Annotated in this window: 22 protein-coding genes and 1 tRNA gene; 11 read left to right on the forward strand and 12 right to left on the reverse strand. The window is 63.7% G+C overall.

The window, feature by feature from the left end:
* The first annotated feature begins 64 nt into the window (after nt 1-64).
* From HT051_RS02815 to HT051_RS02845, 7 genes are all read left to right on the forward strand, one after another.
* The gene (locus HT051_RS02815; protein ID WP_174540634.1) at nt 65-1,003 is read left to right on the forward strand and encodes a D-2-hydroxyacid dehydrogenase; all 939 of its coding nucleotides are present in this window, start codon (nt 65-67) and stop codon (nt 1,001-1,003) included.
* Nucleotides 1,004-1,037: 34 nt separating this feature from the next.
* Nucleotides 1,038-1,898, forward strand: coding sequence for an NADP-dependent methylenetetrahydromethanopterin/methylenetetrahydrofolate dehydrogenase (locus HT051_RS02820; RefSeq protein WP_174540635.1), 861 nt, complete (start codon nt 1,038-1,040; stop codon nt 1,896-1,898).
* The gene (fchA, locus tag HT051_RS02825) at nt 1,895-2,530 is read left to right on the forward strand and encodes a methenyltetrahydrofolate cyclohydrolase (protein WP_246810152.1); all 636 of its coding nucleotides are present in this window, start codon (nt 1,895-1,897) and stop codon (nt 2,528-2,530) included. Before HT051_RS02820 ends, fchA begins: the two co-directional genes overlap by 4 nt.
* A gap of 42 nt (nt 2,531-2,572) precedes the next feature.
* The gene (locus tag HT051_RS02830) at nt 2,573-3,763 is read left to right on the forward strand and encodes a malate--CoA ligase subunit beta (RefSeq protein ID WP_174540636.1); all 1,191 of its coding nucleotides are present in this window, start codon (nt 2,573-2,575) and stop codon (nt 3,761-3,763) included.
* Between the two features lie 20 nt (nt 3,764-3,783).
* Nucleotides 3,784-4,683 carry a succinate--CoA ligase subunit alpha gene (sucD, locus tag HT051_RS02835; RefSeq protein WP_174540637.1) on the forward strand — a complete coding sequence of 300 codons (900 nt, stop codon included), beginning with the start codon at nt 3,784-3,786 and terminating at the stop codon, nt 4,681-4,683.
* 234 nt (nt 4,684-4,917) lie between these two features.
* Nucleotides 4,918-7,677 carry a phosphoenolpyruvate carboxylase gene (locus HT051_RS02840; protein WP_174540638.1) on the forward strand — a complete coding sequence of 920 codons (2,760 nt, stop codon included), beginning with the start codon at nt 4,918-4,920 and terminating at the stop codon, nt 7,675-7,677.
* Between the two features lie 21 nt (nt 7,678-7,698).
* Nucleotides 7,699-8,670 carry a CoA ester lyase gene (locus tag HT051_RS02845; protein ID WP_174540639.1) on the forward strand — a complete coding sequence of 324 codons (972 nt, stop codon included), beginning with the start codon at nt 7,699-7,701 and terminating at the stop codon, nt 8,668-8,670.
* Nucleotides 8,671-8,759: 89 nt separating this feature from the next.
* Here the strand turns inward: HT051_RS02845 and HT051_RS02850 are convergent, their stop codons facing one another.
* Genes HT051_RS02850 through HT051_RS02860 form a run of 3 tightly spaced genes read right to left on the reverse strand, consistent with a single transcriptional unit; the run spans nt 8,760 to nt 12,002 of the window.
* On the reverse strand, nt 8,760-9,965 hold the full coding sequence (locus tag HT051_RS02850) for an ABC transporter permease (protein ID WP_174540640.1): 1,206 nt from the start codon (nt 9,963-9,965) through the stop codon (nt 8,760-8,762).
* Nucleotides 9,965-10,693: an ABC transporter ATP-binding protein gene (locus HT051_RS02855; protein ID WP_305798175.1), complete on the reverse strand. Its 729-nt coding sequence runs from the start codon at nt 10,691-10,693 to the stop codon at nt 9,965-9,967. Before HT051_RS02855 ends, HT051_RS02850 begins: the two co-directional genes overlap by 1 nt.
* A 4-nt stretch (nt 10,694-10,697) precedes the next feature.
* Nucleotides 10,698-12,002, reverse strand: coding sequence for an efflux RND transporter periplasmic adaptor subunit (locus tag HT051_RS02860; RefSeq protein WP_174540641.1), 1,305 nt, complete (start codon nt 12,000-12,002; stop codon nt 10,698-10,700).
* 319 nt (nt 12,003-12,321) lie between these two features.
* Here HT051_RS02860 and HT051_RS02865 point away from each other — a divergent pair, with 319 nt between their 5' ends.
* Nucleotides 12,322-13,311, forward strand: a complete 990-nt coding sequence (locus HT051_RS02865) for an aldo/keto reductase (protein WP_208454414.1) — start codon at nt 12,322-12,324, stop codon at nt 13,309-13,311.
* An 8-nt stretch (nt 13,312-13,319) separates the two neighbouring features.
* On the opposite strand, the gene ppa is transcribed toward HT051_RS02865, so the two are convergent.
* Entirely contained in the window at nt 13,320-13,871 is a 552-nt protein-coding gene (gene ppa, locus HT051_RS02870) for an inorganic diphosphatase (protein WP_174540643.1), read from the reverse strand.
* Between the two features lie 224 nt (nt 13,872-14,095).
* Here ppa and HT051_RS02875 point away from each other — a divergent pair, with 224 nt between their 5' ends.
* Complete coding sequence (locus HT051_RS02875) at nt 14,096-14,968, forward strand: phage minor head protein (protein WP_174540644.1); 873 nt, start codon at nt 14,096-14,098, stop codon at nt 14,966-14,968.
* 11 nt (nt 14,969-14,979) lie between these two features.
* Nucleotides 14,980-15,468 (forward strand): hypothetical protein, encoded by a 489-nt coding sequence (locus HT051_RS02880; protein ID WP_174540645.1) that lies wholly within the window; start codon nt 14,980-14,982, stop codon nt 15,466-15,468.
* A gap of 102 nt (nt 15,469-15,570) precedes the next feature.
* Here the strand turns inward: HT051_RS02880 and HT051_RS02885 are convergent, their stop codons facing one another.
* The 6 genes from HT051_RS02885 to HT051_RS02910 all read right to left on the reverse strand — a co-directional run bounded on the left by HT051_RS02885 (nt 15,571) and on the right by HT051_RS02910 (nt 20,472).
* Entirely contained in the window at nt 15,571-15,990 is a 420-nt protein-coding gene (locus HT051_RS02885; RefSeq protein ID WP_174540646.1) for a hypothetical protein, read from the reverse strand.
* Between the two features lie 63 nt (nt 15,991-16,053).
* Nucleotides 16,054-16,536 (reverse strand): hypothetical protein, encoded by a 483-nt coding sequence (locus HT051_RS02890; RefSeq protein WP_174540647.1) that lies wholly within the window; start codon nt 16,534-16,536, stop codon nt 16,054-16,056.
* 143 nt (nt 16,537-16,679) lie between these two features.
* Entirely contained in the window at nt 16,680-17,708 is a 1,029-nt protein-coding gene (gene adhP, locus HT051_RS02895; protein ID WP_174540648.1) for an alcohol dehydrogenase AdhP, read from the reverse strand.
* A 96-nt stretch (nt 17,709-17,804) separates the two neighbouring features.
* Entirely contained in the window at nt 17,805-19,196 is a 1,392-nt protein-coding gene (locus tag HT051_RS02900; RefSeq protein ID WP_174540649.1) for an NAD-dependent succinate-semialdehyde dehydrogenase, read from the reverse strand.
* A 180-nt stretch (nt 19,197-19,376) separates the two neighbouring features.
* Nucleotides 19,377-20,090, reverse strand: a complete 714-nt coding sequence (locus tag HT051_RS02905) for an LrgB family protein (protein ID WP_174540650.1) — start codon at nt 20,088-20,090, stop codon at nt 19,377-19,379.
* Nucleotides 20,062-20,472, reverse strand: a complete 411-nt coding sequence (locus HT051_RS02910; protein ID WP_174540651.1) for a CidA/LrgA family protein — start codon at nt 20,470-20,472, stop codon at nt 20,062-20,064. The genes HT051_RS02905 and HT051_RS02910 overlap by 29 nt, the downstream gene beginning before the upstream one ends.
* Nucleotides 20,473-20,560: 88 nt before the next feature.
* Here HT051_RS02910 and HT051_RS02915 point away from each other — a divergent pair, with 88 nt between their 5' ends.
* Nucleotides 20,561-21,448: a LysR family transcriptional regulator gene (locus HT051_RS02915; RefSeq protein WP_174540652.1), complete on the forward strand. Its 888-nt coding sequence runs from the start codon at nt 20,561-20,563 to the stop codon at nt 21,446-21,448.
* Between the two features lie 39 nt (nt 21,449-21,487).
* Here HT051_RS02915 and HT051_RS02920 read toward each other — a convergent pair.
* Together HT051_RS02920 and HT051_RS02925 are read right to left on the reverse strand one after the other, a co-directional pair.
* A tRNA-Leu gene (locus HT051_RS02920) sits at nt 21,488-21,573 on the reverse strand.
* A gap of 78 nt (nt 21,574-21,651) precedes the next feature.
* Nucleotides 21,652-22,098, reverse strand: coding sequence for a host attachment protein (locus HT051_RS02925; RefSeq protein WP_174540653.1), 447 nt, complete (start codon nt 22,096-22,098; stop codon nt 21,652-21,654).
* Between the last annotated feature and the right edge of the window lie 84 nt (nt 22,099-22,182).

Here is a 22,182-nt window from a genome sequence, read left to right on the forward strand (position 1 = left end):
TTCCGGCGGGGATGCCGGGTTCGATGAATTAGAGGCGTAACCAGGTCCTGGGGGTATTTGCAAGGTGGAACACTCGATCGTTTTTCTCGACCGAGAGACAGTCGACGCCAATGTGCGGGCGCCGAACTTCCCGCATAACTACAAAGAATACGACGTCACGTCGGTCGACCAGATCGTGGAGCGCCTGAAAGGCGCCGAGATCGCGATCATCAACAAGGTGCCGATGCGCGAAGAGACGCTGAAGCAGCTTCCCGATCTGAAGCTGATCGCGGTGGCGGCCACCGGCACCGACGTGATCGACAAGGATTACTGCAAAGAGCACGGCATCACCGTGGTGAATATCCGCGGCTATGCCTTCAACACCGTGCCGGAACATGTGGTGGCGATGATCTTCGCGCTTCGCCGCAGCCTGGTGCCCTACGTGGAATCGGTGCGCGCCGGCGATTGGCAGAAGGCGCGGCAGTTCTGCTATTTCGACTATCCGATCTATGACGTCGCCGGCTCCAAGCTGGGCATCGTCGGCTACGGCGCGCTGGGCAAGTCCATCGCCAAACGCGCCGAGGCGCTGGGCATGGAAGTGCTGCCCTACGATGTGATGCCGCAAGACGGGCTGGTCGATTTCGAGACCATCCTGACAGAGAGCGATGTCATCACGCTTCACGCGCCGCTGACCCCCGAGACCAAGAACATGATCGGGGCTGAGGAGTTGAAGAAGATGAAGTCCTCCGCCGTCTTGATCAACACGGCGCGCGGCGGGCTGGTCGACGAGGAGGCTCTGGTCGAAGCCTTGAAGGCCGGCGAGATCGCCGGCGCCGGTTTCGACGTGGTGACCAAGGAGCCGCCGGTGGACGGCAACATCCTTCTCGATGCCAAGCTGCCGAACCTGATCGTCACGCCGCATGTCGCCTGGGCAAGCAAGGAAGCGATGCAGATCCTGGCCGATCAGCTGGTCGACAATATCGAAGCTTTCGTCGCGGGTAAGCCGCAGAACGTCGTTGTGTAAAGCGGGCGCCTAAAGTCCCGTACGAGGAAATTGATTGATGAAAAAACTTCTCTTCATGTTCGACACCGATCCGGAACCGTCCGTGTTCGACACGGTGGTGGCGTATGACGGTGGCGCCGATCACGTGGCAGGCTATGCCAATGTGACGCCCGACAATGTGGGCGCGCTGGTCGACGGCACGATCTATACCCGCGGCGGCGACGACAAGAAGCACACCGCGATCTTCGTCGGCGGCGGCTCGATGGCCAAGGGCGAGGAGCTGTTGGAATGCGTGAAGAAGCGCTTCTTCGCCAATTTCCGCGTCTCGGTGATGCTGGATTCCAACGGCTCCAACACGACGGCTGCGGCCGGCGTGGCGCTGCTGGCCAAGGCCGGCGATCTGAAGGGCAAGAAGGCCGTGGTTCTGGCCGGCACCGGCCCGGTCGGCATGCGCGCCGGCGCCATGCTGGCGAGCGAAGGCGCCGAGGTGGTGCTGACCTCGCGCAAGCAGGACCGCGCCGATGCGGCGGCCAAGCAGATCTCGGAGCGGTTCGACGTGAAGTGCTCCGGTTTCGAGGCCTCCAATCCGGATCAGTTCGGCGAAGCTGTGAAGGACGCCAATGTGGTGTTTGCCGCTGGCGGTATCGGCATCGAGCTGCTCAAGGCCGACGCCTGGCAGAACAATCCGAATATCGAGATGGTCGCCGACTGCAACGCGCAGCCGCCGCTCGGCATCGAGGGCATCGAGGCGACAGACAAGGGCAAGGAGCGCTACGGTAAGTTGTGCTTCGGCGCGCTCGGCATCGGCGGTCTCAAGCTAAAGTTGCACCGCCATCTGATCGGCCAGCTGTTCGAGTCGCAGGACCAGGTGTTCGACGCAGAGGAAATCTACGCAGCAGCGAAGGACATGGCGTGAGCGCAGAGATCAAAGACAGCTCGATCGAGGAGTTTCTCGATGGCCTCGCCAGCCAGGCGGCGACGCCTGGCGGCGGCAGTGCGGCGGCGATCATCGGCGCCATGGGCGCGGCCCTGGTCTCCATGGTCTGCAACCTCACCATCGGCAAAAAGAAATATGTCGAGGTCGAGGACGATATGAAGCGGCTTTTGGCGCGGGCCGAAGAGCTTCGGCTTGCGCTCACCGAGATGATCGCCGACGATGTTAAGGCTTTCGATCAGGTGATGGGCGCGTATGGCATGCCCAAAGAAACGCCAGAAGAAAAAGAGGCGCGCACTGAAGCACTTCAGGCAGCGCTGAAGACGGCAACGGAAGTTCCTCTTCGTTGCTGCAAGGTTTCGCGCGAAGTTATCGACCTCTCTGGCGAAGTCTCCGACAAGGGTAATCTTAACGTGATTAGCGATGCCGGCGTGGCAGTTCTCGCCGGCCAGGCGGCACTTAAAAGTGCGGCTTTGAATGTCTTGACCAATGCGAGAATGATAGCCGATAAAGAATTCGCAGAGGCCAAACTCAAAGAATTAGAAGAGCTTCTAGCCGGAGCCGACGGGGCGACCGAGCAAGCTTACGGGGTCGTGAAGGGTAAGCTTAGCTAGGAAATTCGGGATGGCTCCCCGACAGGTAAGGGAGGAAAACAGGTGGACGTACACGAGTATCAAGCCAAGGAGCTGCTGTCTCAATTTGGGGTTGCAGTTCCGAAGGGCGCAGTTGCTTTCAGCCCCGATCAGGCCGTCTATGCGGCGACGGAACTGGGCGGTTCGTTCTGGGCGGTAAAGGCCCAGGTGCATGCCGGTGCGCGCGGCAAGGCCGGCGGCATCAAGCTGTGCAAGACCTACCATGAGGTGCGCGAGGCGGCGTCCGAGCTGCTGGGCAAGAATCTGGTGACCAACCAGACCGGGCCGGAAGGCAAGCCGGTGCAGCGCGTCTATGTCGAGGTCGCCGAGCCGTTCGAGAAGGAATTCTATCTCGGCTTCGTGTTGGACCGGAAAGCCGAGCGCATCCGCGTCATCGCCTCCAAGGAAGGCGGTATGGAGATCGAGGAGATCGCCGACAAGGATCCGGAGGCGATTATCCAGGTGGTGGTCGAACCGGCCGTCGGCCTGCAGGCCTTCCAGGCCCGCGAGATCGCTTTCAAGCTCGGTCTCGACATCAAAGAGGTGCAGCGCGCCACCAGCCTGATCCTCAACGCCTACCGTGCGTTCCGCGATTGCGACGCCTCGATGCTCGAGGTCAATCCGCTGGTGCTGACCAAGGATAACCGCGTGCTGGCGCTGGATGCGAAGATGTCGTTCGACGACAACGCGCTGTTCCGCCAGCATGCCGTGGCCGATATGCACGATCCTTCCCAAGAGGATCCGCGCGAGGCCAAGGCCGCCGAACACAATCTCAACTATATCGGTCTCGACGGCGAAATCGGCTGCATCGTCAACGGTGCCGGCCTCGCCATGGCGACCATGGACATGATCAAGCATGCCGGCGGCAATCCGGCCAACTTCCTGGATGTCGGCGGCGGCGCGTCGCCGGACCGTATCGCCACGGCGCTGAAGCTGGTGCTGTCGGACGAGAACGTGCAGGCGATCCTGGTCAACATCTTCGCCGGCATCAATCGCTGCGACTGGGTCGCCAAGGGCGTGGTGCTGGCTTGCGAGCAGGTCGACATCAAGGTGCCGCTGGTGGTTCGCCTGGCGGGCACCAATGTGGAAGAGGGCAAGAAGATCCTCGCCGAGAGCGGCCTCGATCTGATCACCGCCGATACGCTGGCAGAAGCCGCCCAGAAGGCGGTCGATGCATGCGGCGCGCAATCGGAACTGACCGCGGCAACGGCGTAAGGCGAGGGAGGCAACACGTCATGAGTATTCTTATCGATGAGAAGACGCCGATCATTGTCCAGGGCATGACCGGCGATAAGGGCAGCTTCCACGCCAAGGAGATGATCGAATACGGCAGCAATGTCGTCGGCGGCGTCACCCCCGGCAAGGGCGGCCAGACCCATCACGGCGTTCCGGTGTTCGACACGGTGAAGGAAGCCGTGGCCGCGACCGGCGCCACCACCTCGATCACCTTCGTCGCGCCGGCCTTCTGCGCCGATGCGATCATGGAAGCGGCGGATGCCGGCATCCGGCTGATCTGCTCGATCACCGACGGCATTCCGGCCCAGGACATGATGCGGGTGAAGCGCTATCTCTACCGCTTTCCCAAGGATAAGCGTCCGATGATGGTCGGCCCGAACTGCGCCGGCATCATCAGCCCCGGCAAATCGATGCTCGGCATCATGCCCGGCCATATCTACCTGCAGGGCTCGGTCGGCATCATCTCGCGTTCGGGGACGCTCGGCTATGAGGCCGCCGCGCAGCTGAAAGAGCTGGGCATCGGCATCACCACCTCGGTCGGTATCGGCGGCGACCCGATCAATGGCTCCTCGTTCCTCGATCACCTGCAGCTGTTCGAGGACGATCCGGAGACCGAAGCCGTTCTGATGATCGGCGAGATCGGCGGTCCGCAGGAAGCCGAGGCTTCGGCCTGGATCCAGGAGAACATGAAGAAGCCGGTGATCGGCTTCGTCGCTGGTCTCACGGCGCCGAAGGGCCGCCGCATGGGCCATGCCGGCGCGATCATCTCCGCCGCTGGCGACAGCGCCGCGGAGAAGGCCGAGATCATGCGCTCTTGCGGTCTGACGGTTGCGCCGAACCCCAGCGAGTTCGGCTCCACCGTGGCCAAGGTGCTGGGCGGCGACCGCCGCGCGGCGTAGAGAGAGATTATCCGGCGGGGAGGGCGCTTGAAAGATCAGGCGCCCTCCCCTCGGTATTTTCATAGCAACTGCTTCATAGGGAGGACGTCTCGTCCGGCTAATCCCTGTACCGCGCTATCGCCCCATCGGGCGATGTAAGCGCGGGAAGCGCGGCTCGCCTCGCTCATACGAGTGACGGGGTACGGCTGTGCGAAATTTCACGGGCGATCGGCAGGCCGGGAGGATCCCCAATACATGAATCACGACGCCAGTCAGTCTCCGGGTTCCCTCGAGTTCCCCGCAACACCGCCCGTGATCACGGGCACCGGCGCCCATGAGGCGGCCGAGATCCTGTTCGGCCTTTTGGTGGAGGTGACCGGGCGGCATCAGCCGGAAGTGCAGGCGGTGTTGAAGGGCGGCGATGATTTCTCCTCGCTGTCGCCGGAGCTGATGTCCCGTGCGCTGCAGGCGCAAGGCATCTGGTTCCAGCTGCTTTCCATCGCCGAGCAGAACGCCACGATGCGCCTCCGCCGCCATGTGGAGAAGACGCGCGGGCGCGATCAGCTGCGCGGCACGTTCGACAATGTGATCTCCGAGGCGGCGCGGGACGGCATCGATGTCGCCGAGCTGCGGCATCTGCTGGACAGCTTGCGCATCCGCCCGGTGATCACCGCCCATCCGACCGAGGCCAAGCGCGTCACCGTGCTGGAGAAGCTCCGGCGCGTCTATCTGCTGCTGCGCGAGCTGGAGCTGTCGCGCTGGACGGAGCGGGAGCGGCGCGGGCTGATCGAGCAGCTGCGCGACCAGATCGAGCTGATCTGGATGACCGGCGAGCTGCATCTGGAGAAGCCGACTGTCCCCAAGGAGGTCTCCTGGGGGCTGCATTTCTTCGACGAGACGATCTTCGACAAAGCGCCGGAGATGCTGAAGCTGCTGCAGTCCTCGCTGCAGCAGTATTATCCGCATGAGGCGTTCGAGGTGCCGGCCTTCTTCCAGTTCGGCTCCTGGATCGGCGGCGACCGCGACGGCAATCCCTTCGTCACCACCGAGGTGACGCGCACCACCTTGAAGGAGAATGCGCTCGCCGCCATGCGCCATTACCGGCTGCGGCTGAACGATCTGGTGCGCATGCTCTCCATCAGCAAGCGCATCAACCCGATCTGGCAGCCTTTCGCCGAGGCGCTGAGGGCGGAGCTCGAGGCCAGCGGGGAGGCGGACGAGATCACCGTGCGCAATCCGGGCGAGGCCTACCGGCAATATGTCACCTGCCTGCTGCGCAAGCTCGACGCCACCATCGAGAAGACCCAAGGCGGATCGCCGGACCATCCGGCCTATGCCAATGCCGACGAGTTGATCGCCGATCTGAAACTGCTGGAGCAGGCGCTGGTCGAGGCGAACTCCCCCGGCATCGCCGCCGATATGGTGCGCCCGGTGCGCTATGCGGTGGAGATCTTCCGCTTCTCCACGGTACGGCTCGATCTTCGCGAGAACACCACCCGCACGACGGGTGCGCTGCAGGCGCTGTGGAAGCGGGAAAATCCGGACGAGGACGAGCCGCCGGCGCCCGATAGCGAAGCCTGGAAAGCCTGGATCATCGCCGAGCTGGGCAAGCCCTCCACGGAGCGGAAGCCACTCGACGATCTGCCCGACGATGCGGCGGAGACCTTACGCATGCTGCGACTGGTCGCCGATATGCGCGAGGGGCTCGACCGCGAGGCGTTCGGCAGCTTCATCCTGTCGATGACCGGCTCGGTGGCCGATATTCTCGGCGTCTATCTCCTGGTCAAGGAGGCCGGCGTATTCCTCGACGACACCGCGACGGAGATCTGCACGCTCCCCGTGGTGCCGCTGTTCGAGACCATCGAGGATCTGCAGGCCGCGCCGGCGATCATGCGCGAGCTTTTGCAGGTGCCGCTGGTGCGCCGCTCCACCCGCTGGCAAGGCGGGGTGCAGGAGGTGATGATCGGCTATTCGGACTCCAACAAGGATGGCGGTTTCGTCGCCTCCAACTGGGAGCTGGCCCGGGCGCAGTCGCGCCTCACCAAAATCTCCGACGAGACCGGCGTCTCGATCGCCTTCTTCCATGGCCGGGGCGGCTCGGTCAGCCGCGGCGGCGCGCCGACGGGGCACGCCATCGCGGCGCAGCCTGCCGGCTCGATCCGCGGCCGGTTCCGGGTCACCGAGCAGGGCGAGGTGGTCTCGTTCAAATACGCCAATAAGGGCACCGCGCTGTATCAGATGGAGCTTCTCGGCGCCTCGGTCTTCGCCCATGCGCTGAAATCGGAGCGGGAAGAGGCGCTGGTACCGCGGGGCGAGTTCGAGGACGCCATGGAGGCGCTTTCCGGCGCATCGCGGGCGGCCTATTCGAAATTCTTCAATCACCCCGACATGGTGACCTATTTCCAGGCGGCCAGCCCGCTGGAGGAGATTTCGCTGCTCAATATCGGCTCGCGTCCGTCGCGCCGCTTCGGCGCCAAGTCGTTGAGCGATCTGCGGGCGATCCCCTGGGTGTTCGCCTGGTCGCAGAACCGCCACGCCATCACCGGCTGGTACGGGGTGGGAAGCGGCATCAAGAGCTTCCTAGAGGTGCGCGGCGAGAGCGGGCTTAAGCTGCTCCGCCGCATGTTCGAAGATTCCCGTCTTTTCCGTCTCGTCATCGACGAGGTGGAGAAGATGCTGCTCGTCGTCGATCTGTCGGTGGCGCGGGGCTATGCCGGCCTGGTGGCCGACGAATCCGCGCGCGATGCGATCTTTTCGATGATCGAGCGGGAATACCGCCTGACCACAGAGATGGTCTTGCGGGTCAGCGGCGACGATCAGATCGCCCAGCGTTTCCCGGATTTCTCCCGGGCGCTGAAAGACCGCCTGCCGACGATCAACGAAGTCAATCGCGAGCAGGTGGAGCTCTTGCGGCGCTTCCGCAGCGCCGAGACCGACGCAGAACGGGAACAGCTCAAAGTCCCGCTTCTGATGTCGATCAACTGTATTGCCGCTGGCCTTGGGGCCACGGGTTAATCTGCAAGGAAAGGACGTTTTATGAGTTTCACCCTTATTCAGCAGGCGACGCCGAGACTTCATCGCTCGGAACTCGCCGTGCCGGGCTCCAATCCGTCGCTGTTCGAGAAGGCGGCGAAGTCGGCCGCCGACGTGATCTTCCTCGATGTCGAGGACGCCGTCGCACCGGACGACAAGGAGCAAGCCCGCAAGAACATCGTCGAGGCCCTGAACGATCTCGATTGGGGCAACAAGACCATGCTGATCCGCATCAATGGTCTGGACACGCATTACGCCTATCGCGACGTCATCGACGTGGTTGAGAAGTGCCCGCGTCTCGACATGGTGCTGATCCCCAAGGTCGGCGTGCCGGCCGACGTCTATGCCATCGACATGCTGATCTCGCAGTGCGAGCAGGCGGTCGGCCGCACCAATCCGGTCGGCATCGAGGTGCTGATCGAGACGGCGCTCGGCATGGCCAATGTTGAGGCCATCGCCCAGTCGTCGAAGCGTCTGGAAGCGATGAGCTTCGGCGTTGCCGACTATGCCGCTTCGACCCGCGCGCGCACCGTCGGCATTGGCGGCCCGCACCCGGATTACGGCGTTCTGACCGACGCCGACGATAGCGGCCACCGCGAGTATTACTGGGGCGACCCGTGGCACTTCGCCCTGTCGCGCATGATGATCGCTTGCCGCGCCTACGGCCTGCGTCCGATCGACGGTCCGTTCGGCGATTTCTCCGATCCGGACGGCTTCAAGGCCGCCGCCAAGCGCGCCGCGGTTCTGGGTTTCGAGGGCAAGTGGGCGATCCACCCCTCGCAGATCGACCTTGCCAACGAGGTGTTCAGCCCCTCTGAGGAAGAGATCACCAAGGCCCAGCGCATCCTCGACGCCATGGAGCAGGCCAAGAAGGAAGGCAAGGGCGCGGTGTCTCTCGACGGCCGCCTGATCGACATCGCCTCGATCCGCCAGGCCCAGGCGCTGATCGACAAGGCCAACGCGATGAAGGGCTAATCGCTCTTCTAAAGCTTTGCGACGATTAACGGGCTGCCGGCAACGGCGGCCCGTTTTTCTTTGTGTGTTTGGGGAGCGGGATGCGTCCGCTACTCGTGCCGCAGGGCTTCGATGGGGTCGAGCTGGGCGGCGCGGCGGGCCGGGAAATAGCCGAACACGATCCCGGTGAGGGCGGAGAAGCCGAACGAGATCACCACGATGCTCGGGTCCAGGACGAAGGGGATGTTCATCTGGATCGAGGTGAGCGCGGCGAGGCCGAGGCCGAGCACGATGCCGGCGATGCCGCCGAACAGGGAGAGCACCACCGCCTCGACCAGGAACTGCATCAGCACTTGCGATTCCTGCGCGCCGATGGCGAGGCGGATGCCGATCTCGCGGGTGCGCTCGGTGACCGAGACCAGCATGATGTTCATGATGCCGATGCCGCCGACCAGCAGGCTGACGCCGGCAACGGCGCCGAGCAGCGCGGTGAGCACGGCGGTGGTCGCGGTCTGGGTTTCGACGATCTGGGTCATGTCGGCGACGCCGAAATCGTCGTCTTCTCCCGGCGTGATGCCGCGCCGTTCCCGCATCAGCCGTTCGATATCGGCCTGCACCTTGGCGGTGTCGACCCCGTCGCGGGCGGAGACGTTGATGCTGTCGATATCGGAGTTGCCGGAGATCCGGCGCTGATAGGTGCGCAGCGGCATCAAGACGACATCGTCCCGGTCGGTGCCGAAACCGGATTCGCCCTTCGGCTCAAGAAGCCCGATCACCTCGCAGGAGATATTGCTGACGCGGATGCGCTGGCCCATCGGGTTGGTAGAGCCGAACAGCTCCTCGCGCACGGTCTGCCCGATAATGCAGACCGCGCCGCCGCTTCTGACCTCTGCGGCGCTGAACGAGCGGCCGTCGGTCAGGCCCCAATCCTGGGTGATGAGATAGGCATCGTCGGTGCCGACGGTGCTCACGGTGCGGCTTTCGGAGCCGTAGATCACGGTGGCCGAGCCGCGGGACATCGGCGCGACGGCGCGGACGCCGCGGAGCTGCTCGCGCAGCGCTTCGATATCCCGTGCGTTGAAGGATTTGGCGTTGCTGCTGGCGCGGCCGGGGCCGAATTGGCCGGGGCGCACGAACAGCACGTTGCTGCCCAGCTTGGCCATCTGCTCTTTCACCTTCTCGGTGGTGCCGTTGCCGATGGTGACCATGGCGATGACGGCGGCCACGCCGATGACGATGCCGAGCAGGGTCAGGAAGGAGCGCAGCGCGTTGCGCAAGATCGCCTGCACCGCCAGCTTCAAGGTCTCGTAGAACATCAGGCCGCCTCCTCGCTGCGGGTGTCGCTGGCGATCCTGCCGTCGAGGAAATGCACGATCCGTCCGGCATATTCGGCCATGTCCGGCTCGTGGGTCACCATCACCACGGTGATGTGCTGCTCGCGGTTCAGCGCGACGAGAAGCTCCATGATCTCGACGCTCGATTTGGTGTCGAGATTGCCGGTGGGCTCGTCGGCGAGCAGCAGAGCCGGCTCGGTGACAATGGCGCGGGCGATGGCGACGCGCTGCTGCTGGCCGCCAGAAAGCTCGCCCGGCGTGTGCATGGCGCGCTCGGCGAGCCCGACCTTGGCCAGGGCTTGCAGGGCCAGGGGGCGGCGTTCGGCGTGGGGTATGCCGCGATAGATCAGCGGTAGCTCGACATTCTCCACCGCCGTGGTGCGGGCGAGCAGATTGAAGCCCTGAAACACGAAGCCGATATAGTGGCGCCGGAGCAGGGCGCGCTGCTGGCGGTCCAGGCGGGAGACTTCGACGCCGTCGAACAGATAGCTGCCGCTGGTGGGCTGATCCAGACAGCCGATGATGTTCATGGCGGTGGACTTGCCGGAGCCGGACGGCCCCATCACCGCAGCGAACTCGCCCTTGTCGATGCGCAGGCTGATCCCGTCGAGGGCATGCACGACGCCTTCGCCGTGGCCGTAGGTCTTGGTGATCCCGGTCAGCTCGATCAGGGCTTGCCGGGCCGGAGTGGGTTTCTCGCGCCGGGACATGGCCCTAGCCGTTCGTTGTGGCGTCGACGATGACCGCCTGTCCGGGTTCGATATCGCCCTTCACGACCTCGGTGCGCTTGCCGTCGGTTTTTCCGACGGTGATGGCGATCTCTTTAGGCACGCCGTTTTCCAGAACCCAGATCTGGCGTTCCGATCCGGTAGCGGGACCGGAGCTGCTTGCCCTGCGCAGCCGTGGCATGCCGGGCATCAGCTTCTCCAGAAAATTGCGCGTGTCTCCGCTCTCGCTTTCGGCGGGCGGGGTATAGCGCAAGGCGGCGTTGGGCACGGTGACGGCGTCCTTCACCTCGGCGGTAATGATCTCGGCGGTGGCGGTCATGCCGGGCCGCAGCAGCAGGTCGCTATTGTCGGTGGTCAGCACCGCCTTATAGGTGACCACGTCCTGCACCACCTCGGAGCCGAAGCGCAGCTCGCGGATCTCGGCTTGGAAGGTGCGGTTGGGATAGGCATCGACGGTGAAGGTCGCGGTCTGGCCTTCCTTCACGGTGCCGACATCGGCCTCGTCGACATCCACCTGGACCTCCATCTTGGCGAGATCCTCGGCGATGGTGAAGAGTGTCGGCGCCTGCAGCGAGGAGGCCACGGTCTGGCCCGGCTCGACATCGCGGCTCAGCACCACGCCGGTGACCGGCGAGCGGATCGCCGCTTTTTCCAGATTGGTCTCGTCCAGGGACAGATCGGCTTGCGCCGCCGAAACGTCGGCCTTGGCGCTTTCCAGCTCGGCGATCGCGCGCTTGTAGCTGGCATCGGCGGCTTCCAGATCCTGCGGCGTGCCGGCCTTGCGTTCGACCAGCTGCGCCTTGCGCTCGTATTCGAGCTTGGCTTCCAGCACGCTCGCCTCCGCTTCGGTGACCCTGGCCTTGGCGGCGAGCAGTTTTGCCCTGGAGCTGTCGACGGTGGCTTTGAGTTTGTCGGTGTCGAGGGTCGCCAGAAGCTGGCCCTTCTCGACGGCGCTGTTGTAGTCGACCTGGACGTCGCGGATGATGCCGGAGAGCTCGCTGGAGACCTCCACCTCGTTGGTCGGCTCGACCGTGCCGGTGGCGGTGACGGTCACGGTGATGTCGCTTTGGGTGGCCTGCTCGGTCTCGTAGCGTATGCCGTTGCCGGATCCGCCGAACCCGAAAAACAGATAGAGCAGAAGCGCCGCGGCGATCACCGCAGCGGTGATCAGGGCGCCGCGGTTGCGGGCGAAAAACGTCGTCTTCTTGCCGATGCCGAGCACGGACTCGATATCGGTCTTCATCTTCTCCGGTTTCACCTGTTCGTTCATCGGCGGCTCTGATCCTGCCATGCTTGCTCACGGGGTTCGGCCCGGCCGGCGCATTGTTGCAATATCTGACTGTAGCAGCTGCGATGCTAGACCAGGAAATGTTGAAAACGCTCGAAAAATTGTAACCGAATATTGCAAGGGCAGGCCTGGAAACCTTTTGCAATAATTTGTCCGGAGAGCAGGAGACGATCGCAATCCAATCTGGCGATTTGAAGGATGGCTCCGCCGCGATGGCTGCCTGTCCGGGCTTGGACGCGGCGCTTCCGCGCGCCATTGACGCGGCTCCATTGCGATTGCGGCTCTTGAGCGTTATCTCCCCTCACTCAGAACAAGGAGGCCGATCATGCTCAAGCGCCGCAAGTTGGGAAGTCAGGGGTTGGAGGTCTCCGAGATCGGGCTCGGCTGCATGGGGATGAGCTTCGCCTATGGCACGCCGGACGATGCGGAATCCCTGAAGACCGTCGATCTTGCCCTGGAGCGGGGCTGCAACTTCCTCGACACGGCGGAGATCTACGGCCCCTATCACAATGAGGAGCTGCTGGGCGGGTTCCTGAAAGGGCGCCGGGATAAGGTGACGCTGGCGACCAAGTTCGGCTTCGCCATCGAGGACGGCAAGCGGGTCGGGCTCGACAGCCATCCGGCGCGGATCCGCAAAGCCGTGGAAGGCTCGCTGAAGCGGCTCGGCACCGATCATATCGATCTTCTCTATCAGCACCGGGTCGATCCGGATGTGCCGATGGAGGATGTCGCCGGCACGGTGAAGGAGCTGATCGACGAGGGCAAGGTGCTGTATTTCGGCCTGTCGGAGGCCGGCGCCGAGGCGATCGAGCGCGCCCAGAGCGAGCAGGCAATCAGCGCGCTGCAAAGCGAATATTCGGTCTGGGAACGGAATTTGGAAGACGAGATCATCCCGCTGATCCGCTCGCTCGGCATCGGGTTGGTGCCGTTCTCGCCGCTGGGGCGCGGCTTCCTCACCGGCACGGCGAAGCGTGCCGAGGAGTATCCCGAGAGCGATTACCGCTCGTTCAGCGATCCGCGGCTGCAGGGCGAAAATTTCGACGCCAATATGCATATCGCCGGGGTGGTGAAGTCCATTGCCGAAGCGAAGGGCCATAGCCCGGCGCAAGTGGCGCTCGCCTGGCTCTTGGCCAAGGGCGACGATGTGGTGCCGATCCCCGGCACCAAGCGGCGCAAATATCTGGAAGACAATCTCGGCGCGGCGGAGGTGAGCCTCGCCGCCGAGGAGATGGCGCAGCTCGACGGCGCCATCGGAGAGGGCGTCGCCGGCGAGCGCTATACGCGGGAAAATCTTGCGACGGTGAACCGCTAGGGGCGCGACTACTCGGCGGCTGCGGCAGGCTTGTCCTTCTTGGCCCGCTCGATCGCCTCGGTGATCAGGCGCTTGGCCTCGCTGGCATCGCGCCAGCCGCCGACCTCGACCCATTTGCCCGGCTCCAGGTCCTTGTAGTGACCGAAGAAGTGCTGGATCTGATCCAGCAGGGTGGGCGGCATGTCGGTGTAGTTGAAGACGTTCTCGTAACGCTTGGTGAGCTTCGGCGTCGGCACGGCGATGATCTTCTCGTCCAGCCCGGAATCGTCCTCCATCATCAGAACGCCGATGGGGCGAACATTGATCACCGCGCCGGGAAAGATCGGGCGGGTGCTGGCGACCAGCACGTCGATGGGGTCGCCGTCGTCGGACAGGGTGTGGGGCACGAAGCCGTAATTTCCCGGATAGCGCATCGGGGTATAGAGAAACCGGTCGACGAACAGCGTGCCCGACTCCTTGTCCATCTCGTATTTGATCGGCTCGCCGCCGATCGGCACCTCGATGATGGTGTTGACGTCTTCGGGCGGATTATCGCCGATGTCGATCGCGTCGATGCGCATGAAGCTTCGCTCTCATAGTGTCTTGGTTTGAAAGGGGCGTACGCGCCGCATCCGGCGAATGCAAGGCGCTTCCCGCCCATCCCATTCTATTTTGGCGGAAACGCGGCGATTTTGCACACCTCGGCCTTCGCCGCGCGGCCGCCAAACCCATCTTGTCACCGGCCCCCTGACATCGCCGACAATCGAAGCCGTCACCAAGGCTGCCGCAGAGAAGGTGAGGTTCGATGGTCCGCGCCGCAAATTCCGACAGTGCCGCCTATCGCAAGGCGTTCGAGGCCTATCTGCGCTACGGCACGCCGATCGATCTTGCGACGATAGCCTCGGAGGCGGCCAAATCGTCGGCCAAGGCGGCGTCCGTCACCGAGCGGCATCCGACAACGCACTATATCTGGCGGACCCGGCGCGACGACAGGGTACGGCCCTCGCATCGGGAAAATGAGGGCAAGGTCTTCGCCTGGGACGACCCGCCGCCGACCGGGCATCCGGGCGAGGCTTATGGCTGCCGCTGCTGGGCGGAGCCTTACATCCCCGTCGCCCAGGAGTTCTTCAAAATCACGATGCAGGATGTGGCTGACGAAGGCGCGCCTTGGGACAGCGACGACTTCGTCTATCACTATTTCTTCGGCGGCGGGCGCACCGTCACCTTGCGGGAAACAGGGCATTTGCGGGCGGTGGTCGCGGAATTCCAGCGCCAGGCGGGCGACGTCCCCACCAAGCTGCCGGGACAGATCGCAGATGAGGCGCGCAAGATCGGCGATGGCAGCTTTGGTGGGAAATTCGACAGGTCATACAACATGACCAGAATCGTCTTTAGCCTTGGCAGAACGAAAGTTAGCGGGCCGTTTCGGGGCACTGTGAAACGATTGCATCCTATGGTAGAATTTCGCGGTGCAATCAACTTCGAGCTGCGCGACGCGTTCCGTGATCCTCTAGATATTGATAGGGCCTTGCAAAAGATTGGCGCTATCGGCGCATTCCCCACAGAGCTACCGGCCTCTAAGCCATATCCCATCATTGATGATTGGACGGGAACATTCGAGGGAAGAGTGCATCTGGACCGGTCACAGAGCGGGTACCGCTACGAGCCTAGCGGATGATTATGCGGGTCTTGAAGTGGCTGCTGATCGGGGGCGTCGTTCTTGTAGGGCTTTGCTCGGCGTGGGTGATGTTTGTGCTCTACATGAGCAGAGGGGCCTGCGTGGTGCTGCCCAACGGCTATTTACTTGGATATGCAATGATTATCCCCTCAAACGCATACGCTTCCGACGACATGATCTTAAGAGACCCTGCAGGGAAGATCATTGTCCGTACAGACTACGATATTCTCTTGGAGCGCGTGCCGGGGAAGCCTAACCAGGTGAAGGTGATTTCTCGCGGCGGAAAAATGGAAATGGACGGTTCAGTGATGATGCCGCTCGTTTGGAACGAAAGTGCCTTCGGTCATGACAGGCGGAAGTGGAATGAGCCCAGGGGAGAGGCACCAGGTTCATTGAGTATTTTTTATACGAGTTTTTGGGACGTCTACCTCGCTCTCCTGCCCAGCCCAAATATTAAAAAGGTCAGCTGCGGGACGCCCTGGTTCGATTGGGGCGAGTAGGTTCCGCCTAAGGCCTGTAGCGCGCGTCGCGGATGCCGTTCTCGTCGATCAGATAGGGGCCTTCGGCGCGATAGACCCGGCGCATCTGAAAGAAGGGCGGTCTCAGCGGCCGAAATTATAGCCGGCGCACATGCCCGGCTGCATCAGCTCGTTCGAGGCGGCCGGCGCCTCGTCGGTATCGAATACCTTCAGATAGAGATTGTCGTCGTTGGGCCGCCCGGCGACGATGAAGGTCGGCGGTTTGTCGCCGCAAAGCTTGTTGCCGTTCAGCAGCGTCGGGTTTTCCGGCGGGTCGATGGCATAGACGCCCGGCTTGTCGCCGCCGAGCGGGCGGAGGTTCAGGGTCTTGCCGTCGGCGAAGGTGATCTTATCGTCGCTGAGCGTGATGTCGCCGGTGATGGATATGGCGGTGGTGCTGGCCGCCTCCCATTTTTCGGCGGCGTGTGCGGCAAGCGGCGATAGACAAGCGGCGAGGATGAAAGCCGAAACGGCGAGAAGAGACGAGGCTGAACGCTGGGGCATGGGGCGACGGACTCCTAAAGACGGGACATGGAAAGGAAACGGCATGGCTGGGGGCATTGGTTTTTAGTCTAGCGCGGTATTGAACGTGCAGCGAACGCCGCCGCCGGCCTTTTCCTTCACCTGATCGACGTCGACGCTGCAAGCGAGCTTGGAAATACCATACCAAATATTTCCGGCGCCGGGGTCGGGCTCGACGCCTTCCTCGGCCAGGGTGGCCAGCAGCTCATGGGCGGCGCGGCCGTTTAGCGTCACCGTGTTCTTGCCGAAGCTCAGCTCGCAACCATGCACGGTCAGATCGACATTCGAGGTATGGCACCGGACCTCGTCGGCGGAGACGGAGACGGTCTCGTCCTTTGGGGAGTCGAAATCGGTCTTGCCGTCGAGAAAACTGGCGAGAATTTTCTTCTGCGCCTCACCGAGGTCGGGGGAAAGCTCGCCGACGGTGGCGGTTAGCGCCAGAGCCCCGCTATCGGTGGACTCATCTGCCACCGCAGGGAAGGCAAAAGCCGAACTCAAAATCAGACTTGCGAACGTGAACCGCCGCATAAACGCTCCTCCACCCCGCGTGCGATGCCGCGACGCTAGCTCCGTTCTGTAGGGAAACGGTTAAGAGGGGCATTTGGTTGCGAACCGGGCTCGGCCAAGCAAGGCGGCTTGCCCGGTTCGCGCAAAATCTAGCTCCGCAAAATTTAACTCTGCATGTCGATGACGATGCGGCCCTGGATGTCGCCGTGCTCCATACGGGCAAAGATGTCGTTGATATTCTCCAGCGGTTCGGTGGCGATGGTGGCCTTGACCTTGCCTTCACCGGCGAAGTTCAGTGCCTCCTGCAAATCGAGCCGGGTGCCGACGATCGAGCCGCGCACGGTGATGCCGTCGATCACGGTGTCGAAAATGGAGAGCGGGAAGTCGCCCGGCGGCAGACCGTTGAGGGAAACCGTGCCGCCGCGGCCGACCATGCCGAGGGCCTGCTCGAAGGCCTTCGGAGAGACCGCGGTCACCAGCACGCCTTCGGCGCCGCCGATCTCCTTCTTCACGTAAGCGACCGGGTCGGTGGCGCGGGCATTTACGGCCAGCGTGGCGCCGAGGCTCTTGGCGAGCTCCAACTTCTCGTCGTCGATATCGACGGCAAGGACGTTGAGCCCCATGGCCTTGGCGTATTGCACCGCGACGTGGCCGAGCCCGCCGATGCCGGAGATCACCACCCAGTCGTCGGGCTTGGTGTCGGTGACCTTGAGCCCCTTATAGACGGTGACGCCGGCGCAGAGGATCGGCGCGATCTCGGCGAAGTCGACATTGTCCGGCAGATGGCCGACATAGTCGGCATCGGCGACGACATATTCGGCGAAGCTGCCATTGACCGAATAGCCGGTGTTCTGCTGCTCCTCGCAAAGCGTCTCCCAGCCGCCGAGGCAATGCTTGCAGTGGCCGCAGGCGCTGTAGAGCCAGGGCACGCCGACGCGGTCGCCTTCCTTGATATGGCTGACATGTGGCCCTATGGCGACGACGTGGCCGACACCCTCATGGCCGGGAATGAAGGGCGGGTGCGGCTTGACCGGCCAGTCGCCATGGGCGGCGTGAAGGTCGGTGTGGCAGACGCCGGTGGCGGCGATCTTGACCAGGATCTGGCCCGGTCCCGGCTCGGGAACCGGCACCTCTTCGATGGTGAGGGGTTTCTTGAATTCGTGGACGACGGCCGCCTTCATGGTCTGGGGCATCGTGCTCTCCTGAAATCGATCGATTTGTTTCTGGGACGGGAGTGGCCGCCCCTCCCGCGCCGTCAACGGCGAGGAGGGGCAGCCTCGATGCGGGGCTCAGAAATGGGCGTCGATATCGACGACGTCGATGAGCTTGTGGTTGACGAACTCCTTGATGCCGAGACCGAGCAACTCGCGGCCATAGCCGGAGCGGCGGACGCCGCCGAAGGGGAGATCGGCTTCCACCTTGGTGGGATGGTTCACGAACACCATGCCGGTGGAGATCTTCTTAGCCACCTCGGCGCCGCGCTTCGGATCGGAGGTGAACACAGAGCCGCCGAGGCCGAAGGGCGAATCGTTGGCGATGCGGATGGCGTCCTCCTCGTCCTTGGCGCGGAACAGCATGGAGACGGGGCCGAAGAACTCCCAGTAGCGGGCCGGATTGTCCTCGCCGACCTCGGTGAGAATGGTCGGCCGCACGAAGGCGCCCTGGTTGGGGATCGCGATGTCGATCTCCTCGGCCTTTGCGCCGTGCTCGACGGCCTGGCGGACCTGCTCCTTCAGATCGTCGGCGGCGCCTTGCGAGGAGAGCGGCGCCAGGGTGGTCTTGGCGTCGAACGGATCGCCCGCAATGAGGCCGGCAACGCCCTTGCGGTAGCTCTCAAGGAAGGCGTCATAGACCGGGTCGACGACGATCATGCGCTTGGAGGAGACGCAGACCTGGCCGGCATTCCAATGGCGACCGAACACGGCCCAGTCGACAGTCTTCTTCAGATCGACATCGTCCAGCACGACGAAGGCGTCGGCGCCGCCGAGCTCCATGGTGGATTTCTTCAGCGCCTTGCCGGCCTGGGAGGCGACGATGGCGCCGGCAGCTTCCGATCCGGTCAAGGCCACGCCGTGAACGCGCGGATCGTTGATGATCAGCTCGACCTGGGCATGGGTGGCGTAGAGGTTCTGGAATGCGCCGTCCGGCAGGCCGGCTTGTTTCATCAGCTTCTCGAAGGCGGCGGCGCTCTGGGGCACGTTGGCGGCATGCTTCAGGATCAGCGTGTTGCCGGCGGAAAGCTGCGGGGCAAGGATGCGCGCGATCTGGTAGTAGGGAAAGTTCCAGGGCTCGATGGCGAGCAGGATGCCGAGGGGCTCGTGCACCAGCACCGCTTCGCCCTCAGCAGGGTCGAGCACCGGAAGCGTTTCGGGCTTCAGCAGCTCCTCGGCGTTGCGGACGTAATATTCGAAGATTTTCGCGGAGAGCTCGACCTCGGCTTGCGCCTCGCTGAACAGCTTGCCCATCTCGGTGGTCAGCAGCTTGGCGTAATCGTCGGCCTCGCGGCGCAAGATGTCGGCGGCGTTCTGCAGGATGCGGGCGCGCTCCTGGAACGCGGTGTCCCGCCAACGCAAGAACGCGTCATGGGATTTGTCGATGGTTTTTTCGACCTCGGCGTCGGTCGCGTCGGGGAAGGTGGCGAGGGTCTCGCCCGTATAGGGGTTGATGGTGGCGTATGACATTGGGGGTTCTCCTTGAAAGAGAAGAAGCGGGGACGTCGTCGCGAGGCTTTCCCGAGCAAGAATCGGCCGGGAACAGGATCACTCTGGCGGGTTCGGAAGCGATAAATTTTATCGTTCCAATACAAACTACTATGGGGATGGAAAGGTGCCGCTGCGAGGGGTGAGGCGGAGGGTCACAGCCTAGCGCAGCAAGGCCACGATCAGCGGCGCGGCGACGACGTTCATCAGCCCGACGAGCACCATGACCAGCCCTGCGACCGCGCCTTCGGTGTCGCCGATTTGCTGTGCGCGGGCGGTGCCGGCGCCATGGGCACCGACGCCGAACAGGCTGCCGCGGGCCAAGGCCGAGGCGCACGGGATGCGCGACAGCAGAATGTCGCCGATCAGACCGCCGACAATGCCGGTGATGACGACGAAGATGGCGGTGAGCTCTGGAACGCCGCCGATTTCGCCCGAGACCTCCACGGCGAAAGGCGTGCTGATGGAGCGGGGCAGGAGGCTCAGCCGCATGGCGCCGTCGAAGCCGACCAGGGTGGCCAGCGCCCAGCTGGAGCCGATGGCGGTCGCGGTGCCGGCCAGCATGCCGATCAGGAGCACCGGCCAGTGGCGGCAGATCAGCGTGCGCCGCTCGTAGATCGGAATGGCGAAGGCGACGATGGCGGGGCCGAGCAGCGCCAGCAGCCACTTCGTGCTGTGGAGGTAGTCCTGGTAGCTGACGTGGAGCGACAGCATTACGGCCGCGATCAGGATCGGCGTCACGGCCAGCGGGCTCAGCCACCAGCGCGGCCATCTGCGGTAGAGCCGCTTGGAGATCCAATAGGCGGCAATCGTCAGGGCCGACCAGGCGGCGGTGTGCAGCAGCAGCTCAACGAGATTGGCGGGTAGGGCCGGCATTGCCGATCCTCCAGCGATAGCAAAGATCCACGGTGAGCCCGGTCACCAGCATCACCGCGACGGTGCTGCCCAGGATGACGAACAGAACCTTGAGACCGGCAAGACCGAGAAACTCCTGGTGATCGAGCACCGCCAAGGTGGCGGGCATGAACAGCAGCAGGAGATCGGAGAGGAACACGCCTGCGCCGCGCCGCATGGCGGTCGCGCTGAGGCGCCTGGTGACCAACAAGGCGAGGATGATCGCAAAGCCCGCCACGCTGCCGGGGATGGGCAGGCCGAGCAGCCGCACCAGCACCTCGCCGGCCAGCCAGCCGGCCATGACGATGGCGATCTGCAGTATCGCGCTGCGGTGAATGAGTCGAACGGATTTGGACGTCGTCATCGAGAACCTCTCCACCGATAAGTAGGTTGCGCCGCACAATGATCAAAATGAATTGATCGACTATGAACTATTCCGATATGGAATAGATATGGAATTCCGCACGCTCCGCGCTTTCGTCGAGGTGGTCCGCCAGGGAGGGTTTTCCCAGGCGGCGAAGACGGTGTTCGCGACCCAGTCGACGGTGAGCAAGGCGGTGAAGCAGCTGGAGGAGGAAATCGGCACGCCGCTGCTCAGCCGGATCGGCCATCGCAGCGTGCTGACCGCGGCGGGCGAGGTGGTCTACCGCAGAGGGGTGAGCCTGCTCGCCGACCGCGACGATCTTCTGATCGAGCTGGACGAGATCCGCGGGCTGAAGCGCGGGGTGCTGCGCCTCGGCCTGCCACCGGTGGGCAGCAGCGTGCTGTTCGCCTCGCTGTTCGCGCTCTACCGCAAGCGCTATCCGGGCATCGAGGTGCGGCTGGTGGAGCATGGCAGCGACGAGCTGGAGGCGCGGCTGACGGCTGGCGAGATCGACTTCGCCGGGGCCTTGCTGCCCACCGCCTCGCAGCATTTCGAGTGGGAGCCGGTGCGGCGCGAGCCGCTGGTTGCGCTTCTGCCGGCCGATCATCCTCTGGGCGGGCGGCGCAGCCTGTCGCTCAAGGACCTCAAGGACACGCCGTTCATTCTGTTCGATATCGGCTTTGCGCTACACCGCATCGTGCTCGATGCCACGAGACGCGCAGGGTTCGAACCGAATGTGGTGGCCTATAGCAGCCAGGTCGACTTCATGATCGAGCTGGTGGGGGCGGGCCTCGGGGTGGCCTTTCTGCCCCGCATGATGGCGGCGCAGAGGCGGAAATCCACGCTGCGCCAGGTGGTGGTCAAGGACCCGGATACGGAGTGGGTGCTGGTGATGGCCTGGCGGCGCGGCGCCTATCTTTCCGACGCGGCGACGGCCTGGCTGGAGCTGCTGCGGGAAATGCGCGGCAAGGGGTGATCGCACCGCTCTGCGGCGCTTTCATCGATTGCGAGGAGATGGTGCCCCAGGCCTGACTCGAACAGGCACGTCCTTGCGGACAGCAGATTTTGAGTCTGCCGCGTCTACCATTCCGCCACTGGGGCTGGACCGGGCCGGATCATGGTGCATGGCCCGGTGAGAATCAACCGATCTTGCGGGGCTTACGCGCCCCGCTGACCGGATTACTTCGCCAGATGCTGCTCGATCTCGTAGGTCGGAAGATGCACCAGATCCTTGTGCACTTCGGCCTGGATCACATCCTGCACATGCTTATCCAGCTTCTCGCGCAAGGTGCCGAGCGCCCGCGGCGGGGCGACGACGATCAGATGCTTGATCTCGTGATGCTGCACCATATGACCGAGCTCGCCGGCGAGCTTGGCGAGGAACGCCACCTCGGCCTCGGCATGGTGATCGGTCTCCTCCATGGCGCTGCGTCCGGTATTCGCCGATTCCTGCACCCGGCCCGGCTTATCGGCATCGAGCTCGCGATTCGGGGCGTGGGACCCCTCGAAGGCGTTGACGGTCTTGAGATTGACCAGCTCCGCATCGCCTTCGTTTTGCAGAATGAGCGCCTTGGCGCCGTCGCAGACGACAACCCAAGCCTTCCAAGGAATCTCGACCCGTTCCATGACACCTCCCGGTTCCGGCTCTCGATATTTTTCGGCTGAAGATGTGCCGTTTTCGCCGGCGCTGTGCAAGCGGAGAGACGGCGC

The organism is Methyloligella sp. GL2, from assembly GCF_013341275.1.
In the GTDB taxonomy this organism is placed as follows: Bacteria; Pseudomonadota; Alphaproteobacteria; order Rhizobiales; family Methyloligellaceae; genus Methyloligella.

What these genes read in the sequence shown, in the direction of transcription:
- sucD (WP_174540637.1), top strand. Translation starts at nt 3,784, where the DNA reads ATGAGTATTCTTATCGATGAGAAGACGCCGATCATTGTCCAGGGCATG.
- HT051_RS02840 (WP_174540638.1), top strand. Translation starts at nt 4,918, where the DNA reads ATGAATCACGACGCCAGTCAGTCTCCGGGTTCCCTCGAGTTCCCCGCA.
- HT051_RS02845 (WP_174540639.1), top strand. Translation starts at nt 7,699, where the DNA reads ATGAGTTTCACCCTTATTCAGCAGGCGACGCCGAGACTTCATCGCTCG.
- HT051_RS02850 (WP_174540640.1), bottom strand. Translation starts at nt 9,965, where the DNA reads ATGTTCTACGAGACCTTGAAGCTGGCGGTGCAGGCGATCTTGCGCAAC.
- HT051_RS02855 (WP_305798175.1), bottom strand. Translation starts at nt 10,693, where the DNA reads ATGTCCCGGCGCGAGAAACCCACTCCGGCCCGGCAAGCCCTGATCGAG.
- HT051_RS02860 (WP_174540641.1), bottom strand. Translation starts at nt 12,002, where the DNA reads ATGGCAGGATCAGAGCCGCCGATGAACGAACAGGTGAAACCGGAGAAG.
- ppa (WP_174540643.1), bottom strand. Translation starts at nt 13,871, where the DNA reads ATGCGCATCGACGCGATCGACATCGGCGATAATCCGCCCGAAGACGTC.
- HT051_RS02875 (WP_174540644.1), top strand. Translation starts at nt 14,096, where the DNA reads ATGGTCCGCGCCGCAAATTCCGACAGTGCCGCCTATCGCAAGGCGTTC.
- HT051_RS02885 (WP_174540646.1), bottom strand. Translation starts at nt 15,990, where the DNA reads ATGCCCCAGCGTTCAGCCTCGTCTCTTCTCGCCGTTTCGGCTTTCATC.
- HT051_RS02890 (WP_174540647.1), bottom strand. Translation starts at nt 16,536, where the DNA reads ATGCGGCGGTTCACGTTCGCAAGTCTGATTTTGAGTTCGGCTTTTGCC.
- adhP (WP_174540648.1), bottom strand. Translation starts at nt 17,708, where the DNA reads ATGCCCCAGACCATGAAGGCGGCCGTCGTCCACGAATTCAAGAAACCC.
- HT051_RS02900 (WP_174540649.1), bottom strand. Translation starts at nt 19,196, where the DNA reads ATGTCATACGCCACCATCAACCCCTATACGGGCGAGACCCTCGCCACC.
- HT051_RS02905 (WP_174540650.1), bottom strand. Translation starts at nt 20,090, where the DNA reads ATGCCGGCCCTACCCGCCAATCTCGTTGAGCTGCTGCTGCACACCGCC.
- HT051_RS02910 (WP_174540651.1), bottom strand. Translation starts at nt 20,472, where the DNA reads ATGACGACGTCCAAATCCGTTCGACTCATTCACCGCAGCGCGATACTG.
- HT051_RS02915 (WP_174540652.1), top strand. Translation starts at nt 20,561, where the DNA reads ATGGAATTCCGCACGCTCCGCGCTTTCGTCGAGGTGGTCCGCCAGGGA.
- HT051_RS02925 (WP_174540653.1), bottom strand. Translation starts at nt 22,098, where the DNA reads ATGGAACGGGTCGAGATTCCTTGGAAGGCTTGGGTTGTCGTCTGCGAC.